19 protein-coding genes and 1 other RNA gene are annotated in these 19,715 nt (G+C 67.0%); 12 read left to right on the plus strand and 8 right to left on the minus strand.

Features of this window, described 5'->3' with window-relative positions; genetic code table 11:
• Together AC1DHL_RS12630 and AC1DHL_RS12635 are read right to left on the minus strand one after the other, a co-directional pair.
• Positions 1 to 1,476 carry a sodium:solute symporter family protein gene (locus AC1DHL_RS12630; protein WP_478162177.1) on the minus strand — a complete coding sequence of 492 codons (1,476 nt, stop codon included), beginning with the start codon at positions 1,474 to 1,476 and terminating at the stop codon, positions 1 to 3.
• Complete coding sequence (locus AC1DHL_RS12635; RefSeq protein ID WP_478104500.1) at positions 1,473 to 1,688, minus strand: DUF3311 domain-containing protein; 216 nt, start codon at positions 1,686 to 1,688, stop codon at positions 1,473 to 1,475. Before AC1DHL_RS12635 ends, AC1DHL_RS12630 begins: the two co-directional genes overlap by 4 nt.
• 267 nt (positions 1,689 to 1,955) lie before the next feature.
• On the opposite strand from AC1DHL_RS12635, the gene AC1DHL_RS12640 reads away from it, so the two are divergent.
• The 6 genes from AC1DHL_RS12640 to AC1DHL_RS12665 all read left to right on the plus strand — a co-directional run bounded on the left by AC1DHL_RS12640 (position 1,956) and on the right by AC1DHL_RS12665 (position 7,143).
• Positions 1,956 to 2,567: an ATP-binding protein gene (locus AC1DHL_RS12640; RefSeq protein ID WP_478162178.1), complete on the plus strand. Its 612-nt coding sequence runs from the start codon at positions 1,956 to 1,958 to the stop codon at positions 2,565 to 2,567.
• A gap of 81 nt (positions 2,568 to 2,648) precedes the next feature.
• Entirely contained in the window at positions 2,649 to 3,572 is a 924-nt protein-coding gene (locus AC1DHL_RS12645) for a dioxygenase family protein (RefSeq protein ID WP_478162179.1), read from the plus strand.
• Positions 3,573 to 3,640: 68 nt separating this feature from the next.
• A complete protein-coding gene (locus AC1DHL_RS12650; protein ID WP_478162180.1) occupies positions 3,641 to 5,233 on the plus strand; it encodes an ATP-binding protein in 1,593 nt (530 codons plus the stop codon).
• Positions 5,230 to 5,913 (plus strand): response regulator, encoded by a 684-nt coding sequence (locus AC1DHL_RS12655; RefSeq protein WP_478162181.1) that lies wholly within the window; start codon positions 5,230 to 5,232, stop codon positions 5,911 to 5,913. The genes AC1DHL_RS12650 and AC1DHL_RS12655 overlap by 4 nt, the downstream gene beginning before the upstream one ends.
• A gap of 86 nt (positions 5,914 to 5,999) precedes the next feature.
• Positions 6,000 to 6,251, plus strand: coding sequence for a hypothetical protein (locus tag AC1DHL_RS12660; RefSeq protein WP_478162182.1), 252 nt, complete (start codon positions 6,000 to 6,002; stop codon positions 6,249 to 6,251).
• A gap of 82 nt (positions 6,252 to 6,333) precedes the next feature.
• Positions 6,334 to 7,143: a GntR family transcriptional regulator gene (locus AC1DHL_RS12665; protein ID WP_478162183.1), complete on the plus strand. Its 810-nt coding sequence runs from the start codon at positions 6,334 to 6,336 to the stop codon at positions 7,141 to 7,143.
• Here AC1DHL_RS12665 and corA read toward each other — a convergent pair.
• The gene (corA, locus tag AC1DHL_RS12670) at positions 7,113 to 8,087 is read right to left on the minus strand and encodes a magnesium/cobalt transporter CorA (protein WP_478104489.1); all 975 of its coding nucleotides are present in this window, start codon (positions 8,085 to 8,087) and stop codon (positions 7,113 to 7,115) included. The genes AC1DHL_RS12665 and corA overlap by 31 nt on opposite strands.
• Positions 8,088 to 8,154: 67 nt before the next feature.
• Complete coding sequence (locus tag AC1DHL_RS12675; RefSeq protein ID WP_478162184.1) at positions 8,155 to 8,904, minus strand: SDR family oxidoreductase; 750 nt, start codon at positions 8,902 to 8,904, stop codon at positions 8,155 to 8,157.
• A gap of 159 nt (positions 8,905 to 9,063) precedes the next feature.
• On the opposite strand from AC1DHL_RS12675, the gene AC1DHL_RS12680 reads away from it, so the two are divergent.
• Positions 9,064 to 9,984, plus strand: coding sequence for a LysR family transcriptional regulator (locus AC1DHL_RS12680; RefSeq protein WP_478162185.1), 921 nt, complete (start codon positions 9,064 to 9,066; stop codon positions 9,982 to 9,984).
• An 11-nt stretch (positions 9,985 to 9,995) separates the two neighbouring features.
• On the opposite strand, the gene AC1DHL_RS12685 is transcribed toward AC1DHL_RS12680, so the two are convergent.
• The 3 genes from AC1DHL_RS12685 to AC1DHL_RS12695 form a co-directional block, all read right to left on the minus strand.
• The gene (locus tag AC1DHL_RS12685; RefSeq protein WP_478162186.1) at positions 9,996 to 10,790 is read right to left on the minus strand and encodes a slipin family protein; all 795 of its coding nucleotides are present in this window, start codon (positions 10,788 to 10,790) and stop codon (positions 9,996 to 9,998) included.
• A 2-nt stretch (positions 10,791 to 10,792) separates the two neighbouring features.
• Positions 10,793 to 12,181 (minus strand): NfeD family protein, encoded by a 1,389-nt coding sequence (locus tag AC1DHL_RS12690; protein ID WP_478162187.1) that lies wholly within the window; start codon positions 12,179 to 12,181, stop codon positions 10,793 to 10,795.
• Between the two features lie 92 nt (positions 12,182 to 12,273).
• Entirely contained in the window at positions 12,274 to 13,236 is a 963-nt protein-coding gene (locus AC1DHL_RS12695; protein WP_478162250.1) for a Bug family tripartite tricarboxylate transporter substrate binding protein, read from the minus strand.
• Positions 13,237 to 13,404: 168 nt separating this feature from the next.
• Between AC1DHL_RS12695 and AC1DHL_RS12700 the strand changes: the two genes are divergently transcribed.
• Together AC1DHL_RS12700 and AC1DHL_RS12705 are read left to right on the plus strand one after the other, a co-directional pair.
• Positions 13,405 to 15,063, plus strand: coding sequence for an MBL fold metallo-hydrolase (locus AC1DHL_RS12700; RefSeq protein WP_478162188.1), 1,659 nt, complete (start codon positions 13,405 to 13,407; stop codon positions 15,061 to 15,063).
• Between the two features lie 10 nt (positions 15,064 to 15,073).
• Positions 15,074 to 15,781, plus strand: a complete 708-nt coding sequence (locus AC1DHL_RS12705) for an RNA pseudouridine synthase (protein ID WP_478162189.1) — start codon at positions 15,074 to 15,076, stop codon at positions 15,779 to 15,781.
• 135 nt (positions 15,782 to 15,916) lie between these two features.
• On the opposite strand, the gene rnpB is transcribed toward AC1DHL_RS12705, so the two are convergent.
• An RNA gene (gene rnpB / locus AC1DHL_RS12710) (RNase P RNA component class A) lies at positions 15,917 to 16,254 on the minus strand.
• 188 nt (positions 16,255 to 16,442) lie between these two features.
• Here rnpB and cysK point away from each other — a divergent pair.
• Genes cysK through AC1DHL_RS12725 form a run of 3 tightly spaced genes read left to right on the plus strand, consistent with a single transcriptional unit; the run spans position 16,443 to position 19,594 of the window.
• Positions 16,443 to 17,363 carry a cysteine synthase A gene (gene cysK / locus AC1DHL_RS12715; RefSeq protein ID WP_478162190.1) on the plus strand — a complete coding sequence of 307 codons (921 nt, stop codon included), beginning with the start codon at positions 16,443 to 16,445 and terminating at the stop codon, positions 17,361 to 17,363.
• Between the two features lie 28 nt (positions 17,364 to 17,391).
• Complete coding sequence (locus tag AC1DHL_RS12720) at positions 17,392 to 18,078, plus strand: response regulator (RefSeq protein WP_478162191.1); 687 nt, start codon at positions 17,392 to 17,394, stop codon at positions 18,076 to 18,078.
• A complete protein-coding gene (locus AC1DHL_RS12725) occupies positions 18,071 to 19,594 on the plus strand; it encodes a sensor histidine kinase (protein ID WP_478162192.1) in 1,524 nt (507 codons plus the stop codon). Before AC1DHL_RS12720 ends, AC1DHL_RS12725 begins: the two co-directional genes overlap by 8 nt.
• The last annotated feature ends 121 nt before the right edge of the window (positions 19,595 to 19,715 follow it).

Raw genomic sequence — 19,715 nt, forward strand, 5'->3', positions numbered from 1 at the left:
TCAGGCCGGTACAGCCGCAGCATCGCGCGCCACCGGACGCCGGCCGAGCAGCGTGACGAGCGTGAACACCAACGTGTTGGTCGCCAGGGCCACGAGCCCGATGTTCATCGATTTGAAGCCCGCCGGTGCGTTCGGGAACATCTGGCCGATGCTGGTGTTCGCGATCATCACGTAGCCCAGGACGGCGCCGCCCGAGAGGATGCCGGCGAAGGCGGCCTGCTTGTTGCCGAAGGACCGCTTCGGCAGGCTGAACAGAAGCGACGGCAGCAACTGCGTGAGCAGGCTGGACGCGAAGATCGCGATCGACACAATGGTCGTGCCGCCGCGCAGCACGAAGTACACCGCCACCAGCGCGAACAGAGGCAGCACGGCGCGGGCGACCCTCGACACCTGCTGGTCGGTCGCACGCGGCGAGAAGCCTTCCTTGTAGATGTTCTTGCCGATCACGGTGGATGCGGTCAGCAGGATCATCGAGCCGGGCACCAGCGCGGTGAGCACGCCGGTGCCGCCGATGATGCCGACAAACCATGGGTCGAATGTCGCCTTGGCAAGGCCGAACAGCGCCAGGTCGATCTCCGCACCCTTGAGTCCCGGCACCTTCAGGATGGCCGCGAAACCCACCAGGAAGAGGAAGGCAATGACGATCTGGTAGAGCGGCATCAGGATCGTGTTGCGGCGCACCGCGCTCGCGCTCTTGGCCGCATAGACCGAGGTCAGGTTGAAGGGATACAGGTAGTAGCCCAGCGCCGTGAGCAGGATCGTGGAGTTGTACCAGGTGAGGGTCAGGCCCTCTTTCGGGAACTCGAAGAAGGTCGGGTTCGACGCGTGGATGGCGGTGAACATCGGCGCGACGCCACCGTAGTAGTGCCAGGGCAGGTAGATGCCGAGGAAGATCGCCAGCGCGAGGATCAGGATGTCCTTCACGATCGCGATGCTGGCCGAACCGTGGATGCCCGAGAACAGGATGTAGACCACCATCACCGCGGTGCCGATCCAGATCGAGACCTGCGGCGCGATCGTGCCGTACGAGGCCTCCGAGACGATGATGCCCAGCCCGCGCAACTGGATGGTGAGCAGCGCCACCATGCCCATCAACGCCACGATGGAAACCAGCACGCCGAGCGCGCGGCTGTCGTACTTGCTCGCGAAGAAGTCGGAGAACGACACCAGCTTGTGCGCCGTCGCATAGCGCCAGATGGCCGGCAGCATCCAGAAGGCGAGCAAATAGGCGAGGCCGCCGTAGGCCAGGATGTAGAAGGCCGGCGCACCCTTGCTGTAGGACCATCCGCTCGCACCCAGGAAGGTGAAGGTGGAGAACGATTCGCCCGCCATCAGCAGGAACACCATGAGGGCGCCGAGGCCGCGTCCGCCCAGCGCCCATTGCTCGAGGCTCATCTTGCGGCCACGGCGCGCCAGCACCGCCAGCGCGAGCGCGCCGACGACGAAGAGGGCAATGATCAGCAGTGCGGCGTTCATCGTGCGTCTCCTGCTGCTGCGTCGGGCGCGTCGAGGTCGCCCTCGCTATGGTCGATGACGACCATGATCAGCGAGGTCAGGACCAGCCAGGACACGTTCCACACCATGAGGAAGGGCATCCCGAGGACGAAGGTGGGGGCGAAGGCGGACAGCCATCCGCCGCTGAAAAAGGCAATCACCGGCAGCAAGGCCAGCCATTTGACGGGGTTCACTTGAGGCCTCGCTCTCTGTGAGGGTTGGATTATATAGTTGACCAAACAAAACATGTTTGGTTAACCAAAACTAAATGGTATGGGTGACGATCCGCGGCGTCAATCTCGCGTTAATACCTAGACGCCGGCCTCGACAGGGGCTTCCAGAGTCCGCATTGCGCCTCGATTGAGGAGAGATCTTGAAGGCCCGGCACGCCGCCCGGGAGCTGTTGCGCGCAGCGCGGCGGCGGGGGTTAATGCGGTCCATCGCAACCCACACCGCATCGAATGAACCCAGCGCAACTCGGCATCGCCGTCTTTGTCAGCCTCCTGCTTTTCGTGTTCTGGCGCATCCTCCAGCAGCGGACCGATACCGTTCGACGGCCTCCTCGCCCCGTCTTGAAGCCCCACACGGCGGGGCCGCGCAACCAGGCCGACATCCGGCAGTTGCTCAGCCAGATGTCGGAATCCCTGCGTGCCCGCCTGCAAGCCGCCGGAATGGCGCTGGAACTCAGGCTTCCCGCCGATCCCCTGCCCGTCCTCCTCGATCGTTCGGGCATGCAGGAGGTGTTCGGGCAGATCGTCGACCTGGCATGCCGCGCCATGCACGCCGGCAGCACGCTGCGCGTGCTCGGCCGCATCGAGGGCACGCACGCGGTCGTCAATTTCATGGACACGACACCCGACACCAGCGAGCCGCGACTGGCGCGCTGCTTCGACGCGGCCTCCGCCGGCGTTGCGCGACAGCGCGAAGACACCGAAGCCGTAGCGAGCGTGGCGCTCTGCACGCAGATCGTGGCCGAGCACCGCGGTCGCCTCTACGCCGCGCCCTCGCCGTTGGGTGGCCTCGGCATCACCCTGCGGTTGCCGCTGCAGGGCGCCATCGCCAACGTGTATTGACAAAACGGGGACTCCACGTTTTCTCCCAGATCGCCACGCAAAGTCGGCGCTTCGCGCCATTGGCGCTGGAGAGAAATGAACATGGCAAAGACCCATCCCCGGATCGGCCGGCCCGACGTCGCGCGGCGCCACGCGCTGGGCGCCATCGGCTCGCTCGGCCTCTGCGCCTTGGCCGGTTGTGGCGGCGGCGGCAGCGGAAGCACGACCTCGTCCGGCGCATCGACGCTGTCGCCGATCCTGGCGACCGGTTCTTCATCGGCGGCGACGACGGCCACGGGCACGACCGCCACGACAGGCAGCGCTGCCACGTCCACGACATCCTCCACATCCGCAAGCACCAGCGTTTCCGGCAATTCGGGCAGTTGCCAGGTCGTGCCTGAAGAGACCGCGGGGCCGTACCCGGCCGACGGCTCCAACGCGAGCAACGCCACTTACAACGTGCTTGCGCTGGACGGCATCGTCCGCTCGGACATCCGCGCCAACATCGGCAGCACGATACAAGTGGCTGGCGCGCCGTTGACGATCACGATCACGCTCACCAACACGACGAGCAGCTGCGCGCCGCTCGCGGGCTACGCCATCTACCTGTGGCATTGCACCCGCGAGGGCACCTACTCCGTCTACACCACGCAGAGCCTGACCGACAATCACCTGCGGGGCGTGCAGGAGACGGACGCGAACGGACGCGTGAGTTTCACCACCGTCGTGCCGGGCTGCTATTCGGGACGCATGCCGCACATGCACCTGGAGATCTATCCGAACCTCTCGACGGCGAAATCGGCGAGCGGCAAAGTCAAGACGACGCAGCTGGCCTTTCCGACCGAGACCCTGCGCGCCATCTACACCGGCACCGCCGGCTATTCGCAAAGCGTGGTCAACCTGAACGCGATCAGTTTCGCCACCGACAACGTCTTCAGCGACGGCACCGCGCTGGAGATGGTGAACTTCAGCGGCGACGCCACGAGCGGCTACAGCGCCGAGATCGCGGTCTCGATCGCGGCCTGATCCGGCTGCCGCTTGCGCCGCACGTGCTGCGGCATCCCGCAAAATGCGGCACGCCCGTCCATCGCTCCATGCCCCGTCTGACGCTCTTCCGAAAGATCTTCCTCGCGCTGGCCGTGCTCCTTCTGGCGTTGCTGCTGATCTTTGCGGCCTTCTCGCGCCTCGGCTTGCAGCGCGGACTCGGCCCCTACGTTGCAGAGATCGAGATCCGGCGCATGGACTGGCTCGCCGATCTGTTGAAGAAGCGCCATGCGGCGCACGGCAACTGGGATGACCTGCGCGGTGACGAGGGGGCCTGGCATCGGCTGCAGATGGGCATCTTCGCGCCGCCGCCCGAGCGCGACTCGGAGATCGGGAGACCGTCCCCCGATGGCGCCTTGCGGCGCGTGCCCCCCTGGCCGCCGCAAGATTTCCGCCCACCGCCGTGGGAGACAGGGCCACCACCCAATGAATCTCCCGGTCCGCCGCCACTGCCGCCCGACCTGCTGCCTCCGCGACGAACTGCATCGTCGCAGCCGGGACCGCGCGACGATCCGCGGAGCAATCCGGATTCGGTCTATCGCCGCCTGGGATTGGTCGACGCCAAGGGTGACTGGGTCGCCGGTGCGAAGGTCGATCCTGCGTCCGCCGCACGCCTTCCATTGCGCGACGGCGAGCACCTGATCGGCACGCTGCTGCTGGCGCCGCTGGAGGGACTGGCGAACGACGCCGACCGCGCCTTCGTCGCGCAGCAATCCAGCTTCGTCGTCTGGACCGGCGTCGCGGGCCTCGCCATCGCACTGCTTCTTTCCTGGCTGCTCGCGCGCCGCTGGTTTGCACCCATCGATGCGTTGACGCAAGGCGCACAACGCATTGCGCAAGGCCGCCTGGATGCGCGCGTGCCGGTGCACGGAAGCGATGAACTTGCGCTGCTGGGCCGCACCTTCAACGACATGGCAGAGAGGCTGGACGGCATCGAGTCATCGCGCCGCGCCTGGCTCGCCGATGTTGCGCACGAACTGCGCACGCCGCTGGCGGCGATGCGCGCCGAAATCGAGGCCCTGCAGGACGGCGTGCGCAGCTTCGACGACAAGACCGCACTTCGGCTGCACCGGCAGGTGATGCGGCTGGGCCAACTGGTCGACGACCTGCGCAGCAGCATGCGCGAGCAGGACGGAGCCTCGCCGCTCCTGGTCCCGGTGTTTCCGCTGGCCCTGTTGAAAGAAGCTCTCGCGCTGACGCGGGAGCGCTTCGCGCAACGCCGCATCTCGCTGGATGCGACCGAGATCGATGCACTCACCGCCCAGCGCCAGCCGCAAGCACGCGGCGATACGCGCGGCCTGCATCAGGCCTTCATCAACCTGCTCGAAAACACCCTGTCGTACACCGACGCCGGCGGTCGCCTGCGCATCGGGGCACGGATTGAGAGCGGTAACGAGACGGAACGCCTCGTTCTTCACTTCGACGACAGCCCGCCCGGCGTTTCGCCCGACGAACTGCCTCGCCTGTTCGAACGGCTGTTCCGCGGCGAGGCATCGCGCAGCCGGGCACTCGGTGGCTCCGGTCTGGGGCTGGCCATCTGCCGCGTCACCTTCGAAGCGCATGGAGGTTCGATCGACGCAGCGCCATCGCCGCTCGGCGGCTTGCGGATCATCGTGACCTTGCCATTGGAGAATGCCGCATGACGCGCATCCTGGTCGTCGAGGACGAAGACGACATCGCATCGGTACTGGTGGACTATCTGCGGCACGCGGGCTATGAGGCGGAGCGCGTCGCCGATGGCGAGAGCGCACTGGCGCGAATGGTCGCCGATCCGGCGCCCGATCTCACCCTGCTCGATGTGATGCTGCCGCGGCTCGACGGCATGGCCGTTCTGAAGCGGGCGCGGCTGCACACGACGCGCCCGGTCATCATGCTCACGGCCCGCATCGAGGAAGTCGATCGCCTCCTCGGCCTCGAACTCGGCGCGGACGACTATGTGTGCAAGCCTTTCTCGCCGCGCGAAGTCGTCGCGCGGGTCGCTGCGGTACTTCGTCGCAGCACGGCAAACACGGTATCGCCCCCACCCCCGCGACGCCTCCAGTTGGAAGACACCCAGTGGCGCGCCACGCTGGACGGCACCCCGCTCGCCCTCACCCGCCTCGAATTCCGCCTCCTCCAGGCGCTGTCGCGACAACCGGGCCGGATCTTCTCGCGCGCGCAGTTGCTGGACCTCGCCTACGACGACACGGCCGACGTGACCGAACGGGCCGTCGACAGCCACGTCAAGAACCTTCGCCGCAAGATGGCCGCCGCCGGGCCGGGGCACGACTGGATTCGTTCCGTCTACGGCGTCGGCTTCGCGTTCGAAGAACCCGCCGACTGAGCGCCGCGCGGGTATCCCGCCCTCCCACATTCCTCCGAAGTTGCGCGCGACCATGAGCGCCTCCCGCAACGACAAGGAAACCGACAATGATCCGAACCCGGGGATGGGGCCTGCTTGCCCTCGCCGCGATTCTTCAGGGCTGCATGATGCCGCCACCACCTCCTCCTCCCCCTCACGGCGGCCGGCCATTGCCGCCCGAGTTCATGCAGGCTTGCGAAGGCCAGGCGGAGGGTGCCGGGCTGCAGGTCCCCGGCCGCCACGGCGAAGCGCTGCAGGGGACGTGCCAGCGCACCCCCGACGGACGGCTGGCCTTCATGCCGGGTCGCCCGCCACGCTGAACGCCGCCGCCAGACACGCCAGCGCCACGGTTAACATTTCCGGTGACGGTCGGCCTCCGCCGACGCCACCCACCGGATCTCCATGCCCACGTCCGTCCGCCGCCGCACCACCGACCCCGCCACGCCACCGAGTCCGGCGGAATCCGCCGACAACGCGAGCGACGACGCATCGACCACCGATGCGAGCGTGGACGAACGCGTCTACGCGGCGGTCTCGAAGGCGCTCCTCAGCGGGAAGCTCCGGCCCGGCACGCCGCTGCGCGAGCGCGCGCTGGCCGAAGCGCTCGGCTGCACGCGCGGCGCGATCCGCAAGGTGCTAGCACGGCTGGGCGCCGAAAAGAAGCTGGACCTCGAATACAACCGTGGCGCTTTCGTGCCGAACCCGTCGATCGACGACATGCGCGGCATCTACCGCGCGCGCCGCATCGTCGAAGCCGGCCTGATCACGACGCTGTTCGGCCAGCTGTCGCGCGAGCAGACCGCGGCGCTTCGCAAGCATGTCCTGGCCGAGCAGCGCGCCTTCAAGGAAGGACGGCGCGAGGACTCGATCCGGCTGGCGGGCGACTTCCATCTCTTGCTCGCGCAAATGGCGGGCAGCGACGAACTGCTCTCCTACATCCAGCGGCTGGTGTCCAACACCGAGCTCTACAAGGCCCTCTACGACACAGTGGAAGCTGCAAGCTGCGCGCCGAGGGAGCATGAGGAAATCATCGAGGCGCTGACGGGTCCGTCGCTCGAAAGTGCCGTTTCCGCGGCCATGGCGCATCTCGACGAACTGGAGCAGCGCGTGATCGCCGGCGCCGCGGCGGAGCAGGAAGTCGATCTCGCGAGCCTTTTCGCCGAAGGCAATGCGGCGCCGCCTCAGACCCAGCCGGCGCGCCGGAAGCGGTAATACAGATAGCCGCAGAGCGCCACGATGACCACCAGCGCGGCCGGGTAGCCAAAGCGCCAATCCAGTTCCGGCATGTTCTTGAAGTTCATGCCCCAGATGCCCGCGAAGGACGTGCACACCGCGAAGATGGCTGCCCATGCGGCCAGGCGCTTGGTGACTTCGTTGTCCTCGATCGTGACCATCGACAGGTTCACGCTGATCGCCGTCCCGATGGTGTCGCGGATGGCGTCGATGGACGCGTTGATGCGCCCCAGATGGTCGACCACGTCCCGAAAATACTCCTGCGAACCCATGCAGATCTGCGGCACGCGACCCCCATGCAGCTTGCCGACGCCTTCGAGCAGCGGCGCGACGGCATGCTTGAGAAGGGTGAGCCGCTGCTTCAACTCGTACAGGCGCCGGACGTTCTCGCGCGCCTCGCCCTTGGTGAAGATGCGCTGCTCGATGGTCTCCAGCTCGACCTCGAACGCATCGATGATCGGGAAGTAGCGGTCGACCACCGCATCCATCAGCGCATACAGCACAAAGCCCGGGCCGTTCCTCAACAGCTCGGGCTCGCGCTCGCAGCGCTCGCGCACTTCAACGAATCCGTGCTCGCTGCGGTTGCGCACCGAAACGACGTAATTGGTGCCGACGAAAACATCGACCTCCCCGACGTTCAGCTCCAACTTGTCGTGCTTGTCGGGCTCCAGCAGGTGCATGACGACGAACAGCGAGCCTTCGTACTCTTCCACCTTCGGCCGCTGATGACCGTGCTGGGCGTCCTCGACCGCCAGCGGATGCAGGCCGAATTCGATCTGCACCTCGGCAAGTTCCTCGGGCGTGGCATCGTGCAATGCCACCCATACGAAGCAGCCCGGCAGCGACACGTACTCGCTGATGCTGGAGACGGGAATGTCGGCAAGCTTGATGCCGTTTTCGTAGACGACGCAATTGACCAGCATGCGATGGCACCGGATCGAGACAAAGACGGGGCATCTTGCCACGGCCCGGTGCCACCGGGGGTGCCGATCAAAGCTGGCTCATGCCTCCGTCGACCACGATCTCGGTGCCTACGATGAAGGCGGACTCCGGCGCGGCGAGGTGAAGCACGGTGGCGGCGATTTCTTCCGGCGTGCCGAAGCGGCCAAGCGGAATCTGCGCCTGGATCTGCGCCGCGGTGGCTTCCAGCGTGGGGGCGTCCAGGCCGAGCTTGCCGTAGATCGGCGTCCGCACGGGGCCAGGACTGAGGACGTTGACGCGCGCGCCGCGCGGCAGCAGTTCGGCCGACAGCGTCTTGGCGAGCGAGATGACTGCCGCCTTGCTGGCCGCATAGACCGCCGTGCCGGGCATGCCGATGTGTGCGTTGATCGAGCCGTTGATCACGATCGACGCGCCCTGCGCGAGCAGCGGCGTCACGGCCTGGATCTGGAAGAACAGGCCCTTGACGTTGATGTTGAAGATGTCGTCCCAGAAGGCTTCCGTCACATCCGACAGCCCCGCGAATCTCGCGACGCCGGCGTTCAGGAAGACGGCGTCGAGCTTCAGGCCGTGGCCGGCAATGGCGGCGGCCAGTTCCTTCGCGGCCGACGGCACCCCGGCGTCATTGCGAATGGCGATGGCCTTCGGCCCGAGTTCGGCTTGCGCCTTTTCGAGCGCGGCGGCGTCGCGGCCGGTGACGACGACGCGCGCGCCCTCCGCCGCGAAGGCCTTGGCGGCGGCCAGGCCGATGCCGCTCGTGCCGCCGGTGATCAGTACTGTCTTGTCTTGAAAGCGTTCCATGATGTGCTCCATTGAGTTCCGGTGAAATGACCGTGACTGAATGGTCGGCTTCAGTCGCACTTTTGACGTGCCGGTTTCCGGTGCGGACATGTGCGAAAACTTCGAACGTCTTGGGCCTTCGTGCCATCATTTCGCCCAACTTGTTCGAAGGACTCGACGATGCTCTCAGACGACGAACTCGCGCTCCTGGAGGCCATTCGGGTGAGCGGAAGCCTGTCGCGCGCCGCCGCGCGGCTCGGCAAGGCGCCTTCAACCGTTTCGCACGCAGCGCGCCAGCTCGAAGAGAAGTTCGATGCACTGCTGTTCGACCGGCGCCGCTACCGGTTGCAGCTGACGCCCGCCGGGCAGCTCCTTGCCCAGGAGGCCGCTCGGCTGGCAGTGGACGTGTCGCGGCTTTCGCAGCGGGTTCGGCAGGTCGCCAGCGGCTGGGAAGACCGCCTGTGGATCGTGACCGACGAGATCATCGAATTTGAAACGCTGTTGCCGGTGATCGGCGCGTTCGATGCGCTCGAATCGGGCGTTCCGCTGCGCGTGACGCACGAAGTCCTGCGAGGCACCTGGGAGGCCTTGCGCGACGGCCGTGCCGATATCGTCATCGGGGCGACGAACGAGCCGCCGTCGATCGAGGGGCTGCGCTGGTTCGAACTCGGCGTGATGGAGTGGGTCTTTGCCGTCTCGCCGCGTCATCCCCTCGCTTCGGCGAAAGAGCCGCTCGGCCGGGATGCGGTCACCGGCCACCGTGCGGTGGTCGTCGCCGACTCATCGCGCACCACCGCGGGCAGCGCCTACGGCATCCATGGCGGCCAGCCCGTGCTGGCGGTGCCGACCATGCGCGCGAAGATTCTTGCGCAGCGCGAGGGCCTCGGCGTCGGCTGGTTGCCTCGCCAACGCGCCGGCGCCCTGCTCAAGCGCGGCGAACTGGTCGAAAAGCAGACCGCCGACCCGCGCGAGCCGAACATCCTCTACGTGGCCTGGCGCGGCGAGCACGAAGGCCGCGCGCTCGAATGGTGGCTGGAGCAGCTCCGGCAGCCCCGCCTGTCGAAGCGGCTGGTGCAGGGCCTGGACGCATTCGGCACCTGAACGACAAGCAGCTATGAACCAGACCCGCCGGGCGGCCCGGGCTTCCGGTCCAGCCACGTCATCAACGGCCCGATCAGTTCGAGTGGCAGCGGAAAGACGATGGTCGAATTCTTGTCGGCCGCGATCACAGTCAATGTTTCAAGGTAGCGCAACTGAATCGCCTGCGGCTGGCGACCCAGGATCTCGGCGGCCTCGGCCAGCTTGACGGACGCTTGCAGTTCGCCCTCGGCATGGATCACCTTGGCCCGCCGCTCGCGCTCGGCCTCAGCCTGCCGGGCAATCGCGCGCACCATGTTGTCGTTCAGGTCCACGTGCTTGATCTCGACGTTGGTCACCTTGATGCCCCAGAGGAAGGTCTGCGCCTCCAGCGTCTTCTGGATGTCGAGGTTGAGGCGCTCGCGCTCCGCCAGCAGGTCGTCGAGTTCGTGCTTGCCGAGCACCGCGCGCAAGGTTGTCTGCGCCAACTGGCTGGTGGCCTCGAAGTACTTCTCGACCTGGATGATCGCCTTCTCGGGGTCGATGACGCGAAAGTAGAGCACCGCGTTCACCTTCACCGACACGTTGTCGCGCGTGATCAGGTCCTGGCTGGGAATGTCGAGCACCATCACGCGAAGCCCCACCCGCACCATCTGCTGGACCCCGGGGATCAGGATCACCAGCCCCGGCCCCTTGACCTTCCAGAAGCGCCCGAGCTGGAACACCACGCCGCGCTCGTACTCGCGCAGGATGCGCAGCGACGCGGCCGCGAGCATCGCCAGCAGCAGCACGATGAAGCCGATGAAAAAGAGGCTGAAGTTGATGAACATGGTCAGGCTCCGGCCGGGCTTTCCTTGTCCTCGGCGACCTGCAGCGCCAGGCCCTGCACGCGCGTGACGCGAATGCGCCGTCCGGGGCTCAGGCCCTCCGCGCCGCGCACCTTCCAGTAGTCGCCCTGGATCTGCGCCCAGCCCTCGCCGTCCGCGAACTCGATCAGTTCGCCCGTGGCGCCGACAAGCGTCGAGACACCGACCGCCAACGGCCGTCGTCGCGTTTTCGCCGCGATCCCGCCGACGACGAGGATGAACGCCGCGGACCCGAGCGCCAGCAGCCCCACCAGCCACAGCGGCACGCCGAAGCCCGGCACGTCGTTGTCGATCAAGAGCAGCGCGCCGACACAGAACGCCGCAATGCCGCCCACGCCCAGCACGCCAAAGGTCGGCAGGAAAGCCTCGGCGATGAGGAAGGCCACACCCAGGAAGATCAGCCCCAGCCCCGCGAGATTGATCGGCAGCATCTGCAGGCCGAAGAGCGCGACGATCAGGCTGATGGCGCCCACCACGCCAGGCAACACGAAGCCCGGGTTGGAGAACTCGAACAGCAGGCCGTATACGCCGACCATCAGCAGGATCAGCGCCAGGCTGGGTTCGGTGATCACCGACAGCAGACGAGTGCGCCAGTCGGCGTCCACCACGAGCACTTCCGACCGCAGCGTGGCCAGGCGCACCTTGCCCTTGGCCGTTTGCACTTCGCGCCCGTTCACCTGCATCAGCAGGTCGGACACGTCCTGCGCGATCAGGGTGATGACGTTCTTCTCCAGCGCCTCCTGGGCCGACAGGCTCACCGATTCGCGCACCGCCTTTTCACCCCAATCCGCATTGCGCCCGCGCAGTTGCGCCAGGCTGCGGATGTAGGCCGACGCATCGGCAAGACGCTTGGCGGTCATGGGATCGCCGGCGGCTTCTCCCTTGGCCGGCGACTCGGGCTTCGCGGTCGGCGCAGCCGGGGTCGGCATGCCGATGGCCACCGGCGTCGCGGCGCCGAGATTGGAAGCGGGCGTCATGGCCGCGATATGGCTGGCGTAGAGGATGTAGGTGCCGGCACTGGCGGCGCGGGCGCCATTGGGCGCGACAAAGCTTGCGACCGGAACCGGTGACGCGAGGATGTCCTTGATGATGTCGCGCATCGAGGCGTCCAGCCCGCCGGGCGTGTCGATCTGGATCACCACCAGCCGCGCGTTTTCTTTTTCGGCGAGCTTGAGTCCGCGGTGGATGTAGTCGACCGTCGCCGGGCCGATCGCGCCATCGAGTTCCATCAGGACCACCGTCCCGGCATTCGCCGTGGCGGACGAGGCGTCGTCGGGCACGGCTTGGGCATTGGCCGCTCCCACCACAAGGGCGAGGAGGATCCATACCGTCAACCATGCTCTGGCGGACCTCATCGTCCGATTCTAGGGAGCGCGGAGGACGCTGTCACATTGCGTCGCAGCAGATACCTCCCCGCCCTGTCCCCGTAGGGACGAGCCCGGCCAACTCAGTCGATGTGGATGTTGGCCGCCTTGGTGACCTCGGCCCACTTCACGCGGTTGGCGTGAACGGTCTGCTTGAACTGCGCGGGCGACTCGATGCGGATGGTGTTGCCCTGGTTCTCGAACTTTTCGCGGATCTCGGGCTGTTCGAGCACGGACTGGATGGCGGCATTGAGCTTCTCCACGATGCGCGGGTCGGTGCCCTTCGGCGCGAAGACGCCGAACCAGATCGAGCTGTCGAAGTCCTGGGTGCCAGGCAGTCCGCTCGACGCGATGGTCGGCACCTCCTTGATGGCCGCGACGGGCTTCGCGGTGGTGACGCCCAGCAGCCGCACCTTGCCGGCCTTGTACTGCGGCAGCACGGTCTGCACCTGGTTCATGATGCAGCAGGTCTCGCCGCGCACGACCGAGGTGATGGCCTCGGGGCCGCCCTTGTAGGGCACATGCACCATGTTCAGGCCGAGCCGCGAATTGAACTCGGCAAAGGCCATGTGCGTGCCGGCGCCGTTGCCGGTGGACGCGTAGTTGTACTTGCCGGGGTTCGCCTTCACCACATCGACGAACTCCTTGAGCGTCTTCACGTTGATCACATCAGGATTGATCGTGAGCACGTTCGACACGTCGAGCACCGGCGCCACCGGGACGAAGTCGGCCTCGACGTCGAAGGGCAGCTTCTTGTAGAGCGCTGCGTTGCTGCCGTGCGTGGCAGCGGTGCCGAAGGCCAGCGTGTAGCCGTCGGGCTTGGCATGCGCGACGTATTCGCTGGCGATGTTGCCGGCTGCGCCCGACTTGTAGTCGATCACCACCGTCTGGCCGAGCTTGCGCTGCAGCGGCTCCTGGATGATGCGCGCGACGACGTCGACGCCCGAGCCGGCAGGGAAGCCCATGATCAGCGTGACGGGTTGCTGCGGCCAGTCGACTTGCGCAAAGGCCGGTGTGGCGGCGCACAGGGCAAGTGTCGAGAGCATCAGGAGACGAAGTGCGCGTCCGGTGAAAGATTCGGTCATGAAGGCTTTTCGTGACAAGTGAGGAAGGGCGGAATTGTGGCGTCTTGCTCATGAAGAATCGCACAGAAGCTTATGCCCCCCAAAACCGCGTCGCACGCGCCGGCGGGCTTCTCCCGATAATCCCGGATCATGGTCCGTCCTACCCAACTGCTTCACCCCCAACGCGAACCGGCTCCGCTGCGCGCCGCCGCCACCGTGCTCCTGCTGCGCGATACGCCAGAAGGCATCGAGGTGCTGATGACCCGGCGCTCCGCGACCGCGAGCTTCGCGCCGGGCGCCTACGTCTTCCCGGGAGGACGCATCGACGAAAGCGACACCACCGCCCGCCCCATCGCAACGCGCCGGCGCACCCAGAGCCGCACGCAACTCACGCAGGCCATCGCCGCCGTCCGCGAGAGCTTCGAGGAACTCGGCGTTTTGCTCGCCCATCACCCCGACGGCCGGCCGGTGAGCGCCGAAGAAGTCGCGTCGATGGATCGCAGCACGGCCACGACGACCGTCGCGTTCGCGGACCAGTGCGCCGAACTCGGCCTGCTGCTGTCCACCGACCGCGTCTATACCTTCGCTCACTGGATCACCGATCGCGACCTGCCCAAGCGCTTCGATGTGCCCTTCCTGGTGGCGCGGATGCCCGAGGGCCAGACACCCACGGCTGACGAGACCGAGCAGTTCGAGCCCTGCTGGGTGCGTCCCGAAGACGCGCTCGCACGCCACGCGGCGGGCAGTTTCTTCATGATCTTCCCGACGCTGCGCACGCTCGAAAGACTCGCCGCCTACAAGACGGTGGACGCCGTGATCTACGCCTGCGCCAACCGCCACGGCGGCGAGGGCCCGCTATGGACGAGTTGCCCGCGCGCCGGAATGCTCAAGGGACAAGAGGCGCGCTACATGGAGACCGATTCGCCCTTCGGTGAACTCGCGATGGTCAGCCCCGACGGCCAACTCGTGCATGCGCTCGACTGGCAAAGCGAGCACCCTGTGCCGCTTCTGAAGAACGTGCAGCGCCTGACCGCGCCCAACCCCAGCGCCATGACCGGCCCCGGCACCAACACCTACATCGTGGGCGATGCCGCGACCGGCTACATCGTGATCGACCCGGGACCGAACGACTTCGACCACATCGGCCGCCTCTGGCGCGCGACGCACGGCGACATCCGCGTGATCGTCTGCACGCATTCGCACGCAGACCATTCGCCCGGCGCCCAGCCGCTGCAGAAGCTGTGCAAGACCCCGCCGCCCATCGTCGGTCTGGCGTCGGCGTCCACCGCGCGGGCCACGGCCCGGTTCACGCCCGACCGCGTGCTCAAGGACGGCGAGCACATCGTGTTGACCTCCGCGGCCCACACCCACACGCTGCGCGCGATCCACACGCCGGGCCACGCGGCCAACCACGTCTGCCTGGTGCTTGAAGAAGACGGCCTGCTGTTCTCCGGCGACCACGTGCTGAACGGCAGCACGACCGTGATCGACCCCCCGGACGGCAACATGAACGCCTACCTCGCATCGCTCGACAAGCTCGACGCCGCGTGCGCCGAAGGCGGACTCTCATTCATCCTGCCCGCCCACGGCTACGTGCTGGGCGAAGCGCGCGCGGCCCTGGCCTACCTGAAGGCACACCGCCTCAAGCGCGAAGCCAAGATCGCGGCCGCCATGCGCAAGCTTCCCCAGGGCACGCCGGAGGACTGGTTGCCGATCGCCTACGACGACGTGCCGCAGCGCATGTGGCCCGTGGCCGCACGCTCGCTGGCCGCGCACGTCGAGCGCATCCGGCAGACGGCGAAGGAATGAGGATGCCCACGTGACCGACGCCGAAGACGGCATACGCCTGGCCAAGCGCGTCGCCGCGCTCGCGGGCTGCTCGCGGCGCGAAGCCGAACTCCTGATCGAGAACGGCGCCGTGCGCGTCGACGGTGAACCCGCACTCCTGCCGCAGTCGCGCGTGCATGCGCACCAGCACGTCGAAATAGAAGCCGGCGCGCGCCCCGAGCCGGTAGTCCCTGTGACCCTTCTCCTGCACAAGCCCGCCGGCATGGCGACCGACCACGCCCACCGCCTGCTGGTGGCCGCCAACCACCAGGAACCCGAACGCGCCGGCCTGCGCTTCCTGCCACGCCACGTGGCCGCACAGCGTTGCATGACGGCCCTGGAGACCGGCGCAAGCGGCCTGCTCGTCTATACCCAGGAATGGCGCATCGAGCGCAAGTTGCAGGAAGACGCCGGCATCCTGGAGCACGAAGTGATGGTCGACGTAGCGGGCCCCGTAGGCCCCGAGACGCTGGCCCGCTTCGAGCGCACGCCGGCCCGCGTCAGCGTCAGCCAGCAAGCCGAAGGCCACACCGGCCTGCGCTTCGCCCTCAAGGGTGCCCGCCCAGGCCAGATCGCGCACCTGTGCGACGAAGCGGGCCTGCAAATCCTCTCCATGAAGCGCATCCGCATCGGCCGCGTACCCCTGGCAGGCCTGCTGCCAAACCAGTGGCGCTACCTCTCCCCCCAAGAACGCTTCTGAACGAGGGCCGGCGAAGCCCGGCCAGTTCGTGAAACACCGCGGAACCGGCTTTGCCGGGCCGCCGGTGTTGCCCCCGGTAGGGGGTGGGCGCCCGGACACGAAGTGCCGGGCAACCTGGGGGCGAGCCAAATGAAAATGTGAAGCACACCTATAAGCCGGATTCTGTGCACTGAAGTCCCTTCCGGGTCCTTCAGCGTGACCGCCATTACTCTGGGCCGTTTGTCGCCAAACGGCTCGGTGCCACCTACCCGCCAGCTCTGCGGAACCACATCGACGCTGGCCTACTTGGTGTTGCTGCGCGCAGAGATTGCCCGTTTCACCCGGCCTGGGTTGCCCCCGGCCGACTCGTCTCTGTTGCTCTGATCCTCACCTCGCGGTGGGGAGCCGTTAGCTCCTGCGCTGTCCTGTGCAGTCCGGACGTTCCTCCAGTGCGCTCTTTCGAGACTTGCACCAGCGGCGGTCCAGCGTGCTTCACCCGGCGATTATCGCCACAATGGCGCTCCGATTCATTCATTGGCCCGGTACCAGTCCACCGCTCTTCGCAAGCACGCCAAATCCAGAAATACCGCGGAACCGGCTTCGCCGGGCCGCCGGTATTGCCCCCGGCAGGGGGTTGGCGAAGCGACACGAAGTGCGCGAAGCCTGGGGGCGAGCAACGATCATGAGAGCTGACAACATCCTGCAAACCATCGGCAACACGCCGCACATCCGCATCCAGCGCCTGTTCGGCCACGCCACGCAACAGGTCTGGATCAAATCGGAACGCGCCAACCCGGCCGGCTCGATCAAGGACCGCATCGCGCTGTCGATGGTCGAGGATGCCGAACGCTCCGGCGCGCTCAAGCCCGGCGGCACCATCGTCGAGCCGACCTCGGGCAACACCGGCATCGGCCTCGCGATGGTGGCGGCCGTCAAGGGCTACAAGCTGATCCTGGTGATGCCCGACAGCATGTCCGTCGAGCGCCGCCGGCTCATGCTGGCCTACGGCGCGAGCTTCGATCTCACGCCGCGCGAAAAGGGCATGAAGGGCTCCATCGCCCGTGCGGAAGAGATCGTCGCCGGCACGCCCGGCGCATGGATGCCGCAGCAGTTCAACAATCCGGCGAACGTGGAGGTTCATGAACGCACCACGGCCCAGGAAATCGCGGACGACTTCCCCGAAGGCATCGACGTGCTGATCACCGGCGTGGGCACCGGCGGGCACATCACCGGCTGCGCCAGGATCCTCAAGCAGAAGTGGCCGAAGCTCCAGGTCTTCGCGGTGGAGCCGGTGGCCTCGCCGGTGATTTCCGGCGGACAGCCCTCGCCCCACCCCATCCAGGGCATCGGCGCGGGCTTCATCCCGAAGAACCTCGACACCTCGCTGCTCGACGGCGTGCTCCAGGTCGATGCCGAACCCGCGCGCGAGATGGCGCGGCGCTGCGCGCAAGAGGAAGGCATCCTCGTCGGCATCTCTTCCGGCGCGACACTGACCGCCATCGCGCAGAAGCTGCCCTCGCTGCCGCCGAATGCGGTGGTGCTGGGCTTCAACTACGACACCGGCGAGCGCTACTTGTCGGTCGACGGATTCCTGCCCGCGTGAGCAGGGACAACCAAGACACCACGCCTGCATGCGCATCCTGCTGGTAGAAGACGAAGCCGAACTCGCCGCGTGGCTGGTGCGCGCCCTGAAGCAAAGCGGCTTCGTCACCGACCATGCGCCCGATGCGCGCACGGCCGAGGCCCTGCTGGCCGGCAACGAATACGACGCCGTCGTGCTCGACCTGCGCCTGCCCGACAAGCACGGCCTGATGCTGCTCTCCACCATGCGCGACGAAGGCGACCGCACGCCGGTGCTGGTGCTGACGGCCGAAGGCTCGCTGCAGGACCGGGTGCGGGGCCTGCATCTGGGCGCAGACGATTTCCTCAGCAAACCCTTCGCGGTCGAAGAAGTGGAAGCGCGTCTCACGGCGCTGGTGCGGCGCAGCCGCGGCACGCAGCATCCGCGCATGCACTGCGGCTCGCTGACCTACGACAGCGAAAGCCACGCCTTCATGCTCCAAGGCAACCTGCTGGCGCTCACGCCGCGGGAGCACGCGGCCCTCACCGCGCTGTTGCTGCGCAGCGGCTCGCCGGTCGGCAAGCAGCGCCTCTCGGGCAAGGTGTTCCCCCACGACAGCGAGGTCGGCCCGGCGGCGATCGAACTGGTGCTGCACCGGCTGCGCCGCAAGCTGGCAGACAGCGACGTGCGCATCACCACCGTGCGCGGCCTCGGCTACATGCTGGAAGACGTCTCCGCGGTCTCGGACGATGGCTGAATCGCGCCGCATCGGCATCCGGACGCTGCTGCTCGCGATGCTGCTGCCGGTGATCGTCGCACTGCTGGCGATCGATACGTGGATCGACTACCGCACCGTTTCGCGGGTCGTCGTGGACGCCTACGACCAGACACTCATCGAACCGGTCGAAGCACTGAACGACAGCATTGCGATCGGTGACGACCTGAAGCCGCGTGTCGATGCCGCGTTTTCGGTCCAGTCGATGTTCGAGTCGACCCGGTCGATCCACAAGCATCTGCACGTGGGCTACACGCCACTGTCGAGCAAGGGCGGCGGCAATACGGCGCCTGCCGAGGAAACGCTGGTGGGCGTCTCCGATCTCCCGCCCCCGCCGCCCGGCCCGGACGACATTCCGCAGTTCTACGACGCGACCTACCGCGGCTATCCGGTTCGCATCGCGGCGATACGCCGCACCGTCCGCATCGACGAAACCAAGGGATACCGCGTGCTCAGCCAGGCTGCGGAAAGCACGGGCTTCCGCCAGCAGGCGCTGGCGGATTCATGGCACCAGGCGATGTGGAACGACGTGCGGGTCGTGGCCGTGATGGTCGTGCTGGTGTGGCTCGGCGTGGCGCTGTCGCTGCGGCCACTGGAGCGCCTGCGCCGGTCCCTTGCGACACGCGCGCCGGGCGACCTCCAGCCGCTCGACGCGCGCGACGTGCCTTACGAAGTCGCACCGCTGGTCGAGGCGGTGAACCACCACATCGCCAACCAGGGGGACCTGCTGGCCAAGCAATCGCGCTTTCTCGCCGATGCGTCGCATCAACTGCGCACGCCGCTCGCCATCATGCTGACGCAGGCCGGCTATGCGCTGCGCGAACGCGATCCCGAAACCACGCGCGAGACGTTGCGCGCCATCGTTGCCCAGCTGGTGCGCGCCCGTCGCCTGAGCGAGCAGCTGCTGGCCCTCGCCCACGCGAGCGAGGCCGCATCCGACGCCGGCCCCATGCCCATCGCCGATCTCAACGCCGTGGCCAGGGAGGTCGTGCTGCAGCACCTGCCGCTCGCGCACGAGAAGAACCAGGATCTCGGCTGGATCGACGCACGCGGGGATGCCGCTTCCGACGACGCGGACCACGAACCCGACGACAGCGGCGCTGTCCAGCCACCGGTCGCGCCGGTCGCCGCGAACGCTGCCGAGCTGCACGAGGCGCTGTCGAACCTGGTGCACAACGCGATCAAGTACACGCCCGCTCGCGGCCATGTCACCGTGGCGGTTCGTTTCGACGGCGACTGGGTCGAAGCCGAGGTCTGCGACACCGGCCCCGGCATTCCCGAGAGCCGGCGCGCCGCGGCTTTCGAACGCTTCCAGCGCTCGGATACGGCCGGTCCCGAAGAGCGCCGCGGCGCCGGCCTGGGGCTCGCCATCGCACACGCCTATGCGCAACGCAACGGCGGCGAAATCACGCTCGGCGACGCCCCGTCGCTCGATGGTCTGCCGGGCGGATTGCGCGCCGCGCTGAGGTTGCCGTGTGCGGTTCAACCCGATAAGTGATAACACGTATTTTGAAGAGGCCGCCTCGCACTGAAAGCAGATTGGAAGCCTTGATTCCTAGACTGCCCTTCGCTCAGCGTGCACACCGCATGCGACAAAGGAGACAAACATGCAGTGCCAA

It is taken from the genome of Variovorax sp. 10L426, from assembly GCF_056395305.1.

Excerpts from the sequence above, each read along its gene's own strand:
- AC1DHL_RS12630 (WP_478162177.1), bottom strand. The coding sequence starts at position 1,476 with ATGAACGCCGCACTGCTGATCATTGCCCTCTTCGTCGTCGGCGCGCTC.
- AC1DHL_RS12640 (WP_478162178.1), top strand. The coding sequence starts at position 1,956 with ATGAACCCAGCGCAACTCGGCATCGCCGTCTTTGTCAGCCTCCTGCTT.
- AC1DHL_RS12645 (WP_478162179.1), top strand. The coding sequence starts at position 2,649 with ATGGCAAAGACCCATCCCCGGATCGGCCGGCCCGACGTCGCGCGGCGC.
- AC1DHL_RS12650 (WP_478162180.1), top strand. The coding sequence starts at position 3,641 with ATGCCCCGTCTGACGCTCTTCCGAAAGATCTTCCTCGCGCTGGCCGTG.
- AC1DHL_RS12655 (WP_478162181.1), top strand. The coding sequence starts at position 5,230 with ATGACGCGCATCCTGGTCGTCGAGGACGAAGACGACATCGCATCGGTA.
- AC1DHL_RS12660 (WP_478162182.1), top strand. The coding sequence starts at position 6,000 with ATGATCCGAACCCGGGGATGGGGCCTGCTTGCCCTCGCCGCGATTCTT.
- AC1DHL_RS12665 (WP_478162183.1), top strand. The coding sequence starts at position 6,334 with ATGCCCACGTCCGTCCGCCGCCGCACCACCGACCCCGCCACGCCACCG.
- corA (WP_478104489.1), bottom strand. The coding sequence starts at position 8,087 with ATGCTGGTCAATTGCGTCGTCTACGAAAACGGCATCAAGCTTGCCGAC.
- AC1DHL_RS12675 (WP_478162184.1), bottom strand. The coding sequence starts at position 8,904 with ATGGAACGCTTTCAAGACAAGACAGTACTGATCACCGGCGGCACGAGC.
- AC1DHL_RS12680 (WP_478162185.1), top strand. The coding sequence starts at position 9,064 with ATGCTCTCAGACGACGAACTCGCGCTCCTGGAGGCCATTCGGGTGAGC.
- AC1DHL_RS12685 (WP_478162186.1), bottom strand. The coding sequence starts at position 10,790 with ATGTTCATCAACTTCAGCCTCTTTTTCATCGGCTTCATCGTGCTGCTG.
- AC1DHL_RS12690 (WP_478162187.1), bottom strand. The coding sequence starts at position 12,181 with ATGAGGTCCGCCAGAGCATGGTTGACGGTATGGATCCTCCTCGCCCTT.
- AC1DHL_RS12695 (WP_478162250.1), bottom strand. The coding sequence starts at position 13,236 with ATGCTCTCGACACTTGCCCTGTGCGCCGCCACACCGGCCTTTGCGCAA.
- AC1DHL_RS12700 (WP_478162188.1), top strand. The coding sequence starts at position 13,405 with ATGGTCCGTCCTACCCAACTGCTTCACCCCCAACGCGAACCGGCTCCG.
- cysK (WP_478162190.1), top strand. The coding sequence starts at position 16,443 with ATGAGAGCTGACAACATCCTGCAAACCATCGGCAACACGCCGCACATC.
- AC1DHL_RS12720 (WP_478162191.1), top strand. The coding sequence starts at position 17,392 with ATGCGCATCCTGCTGGTAGAAGACGAAGCCGAACTCGCCGCGTGGCTG.
- AC1DHL_RS12725 (WP_478162192.1), top strand. The coding sequence starts at position 18,071 with ATGGCTGAATCGCGCCGCATCGGCATCCGGACGCTGCTGCTCGCGATG.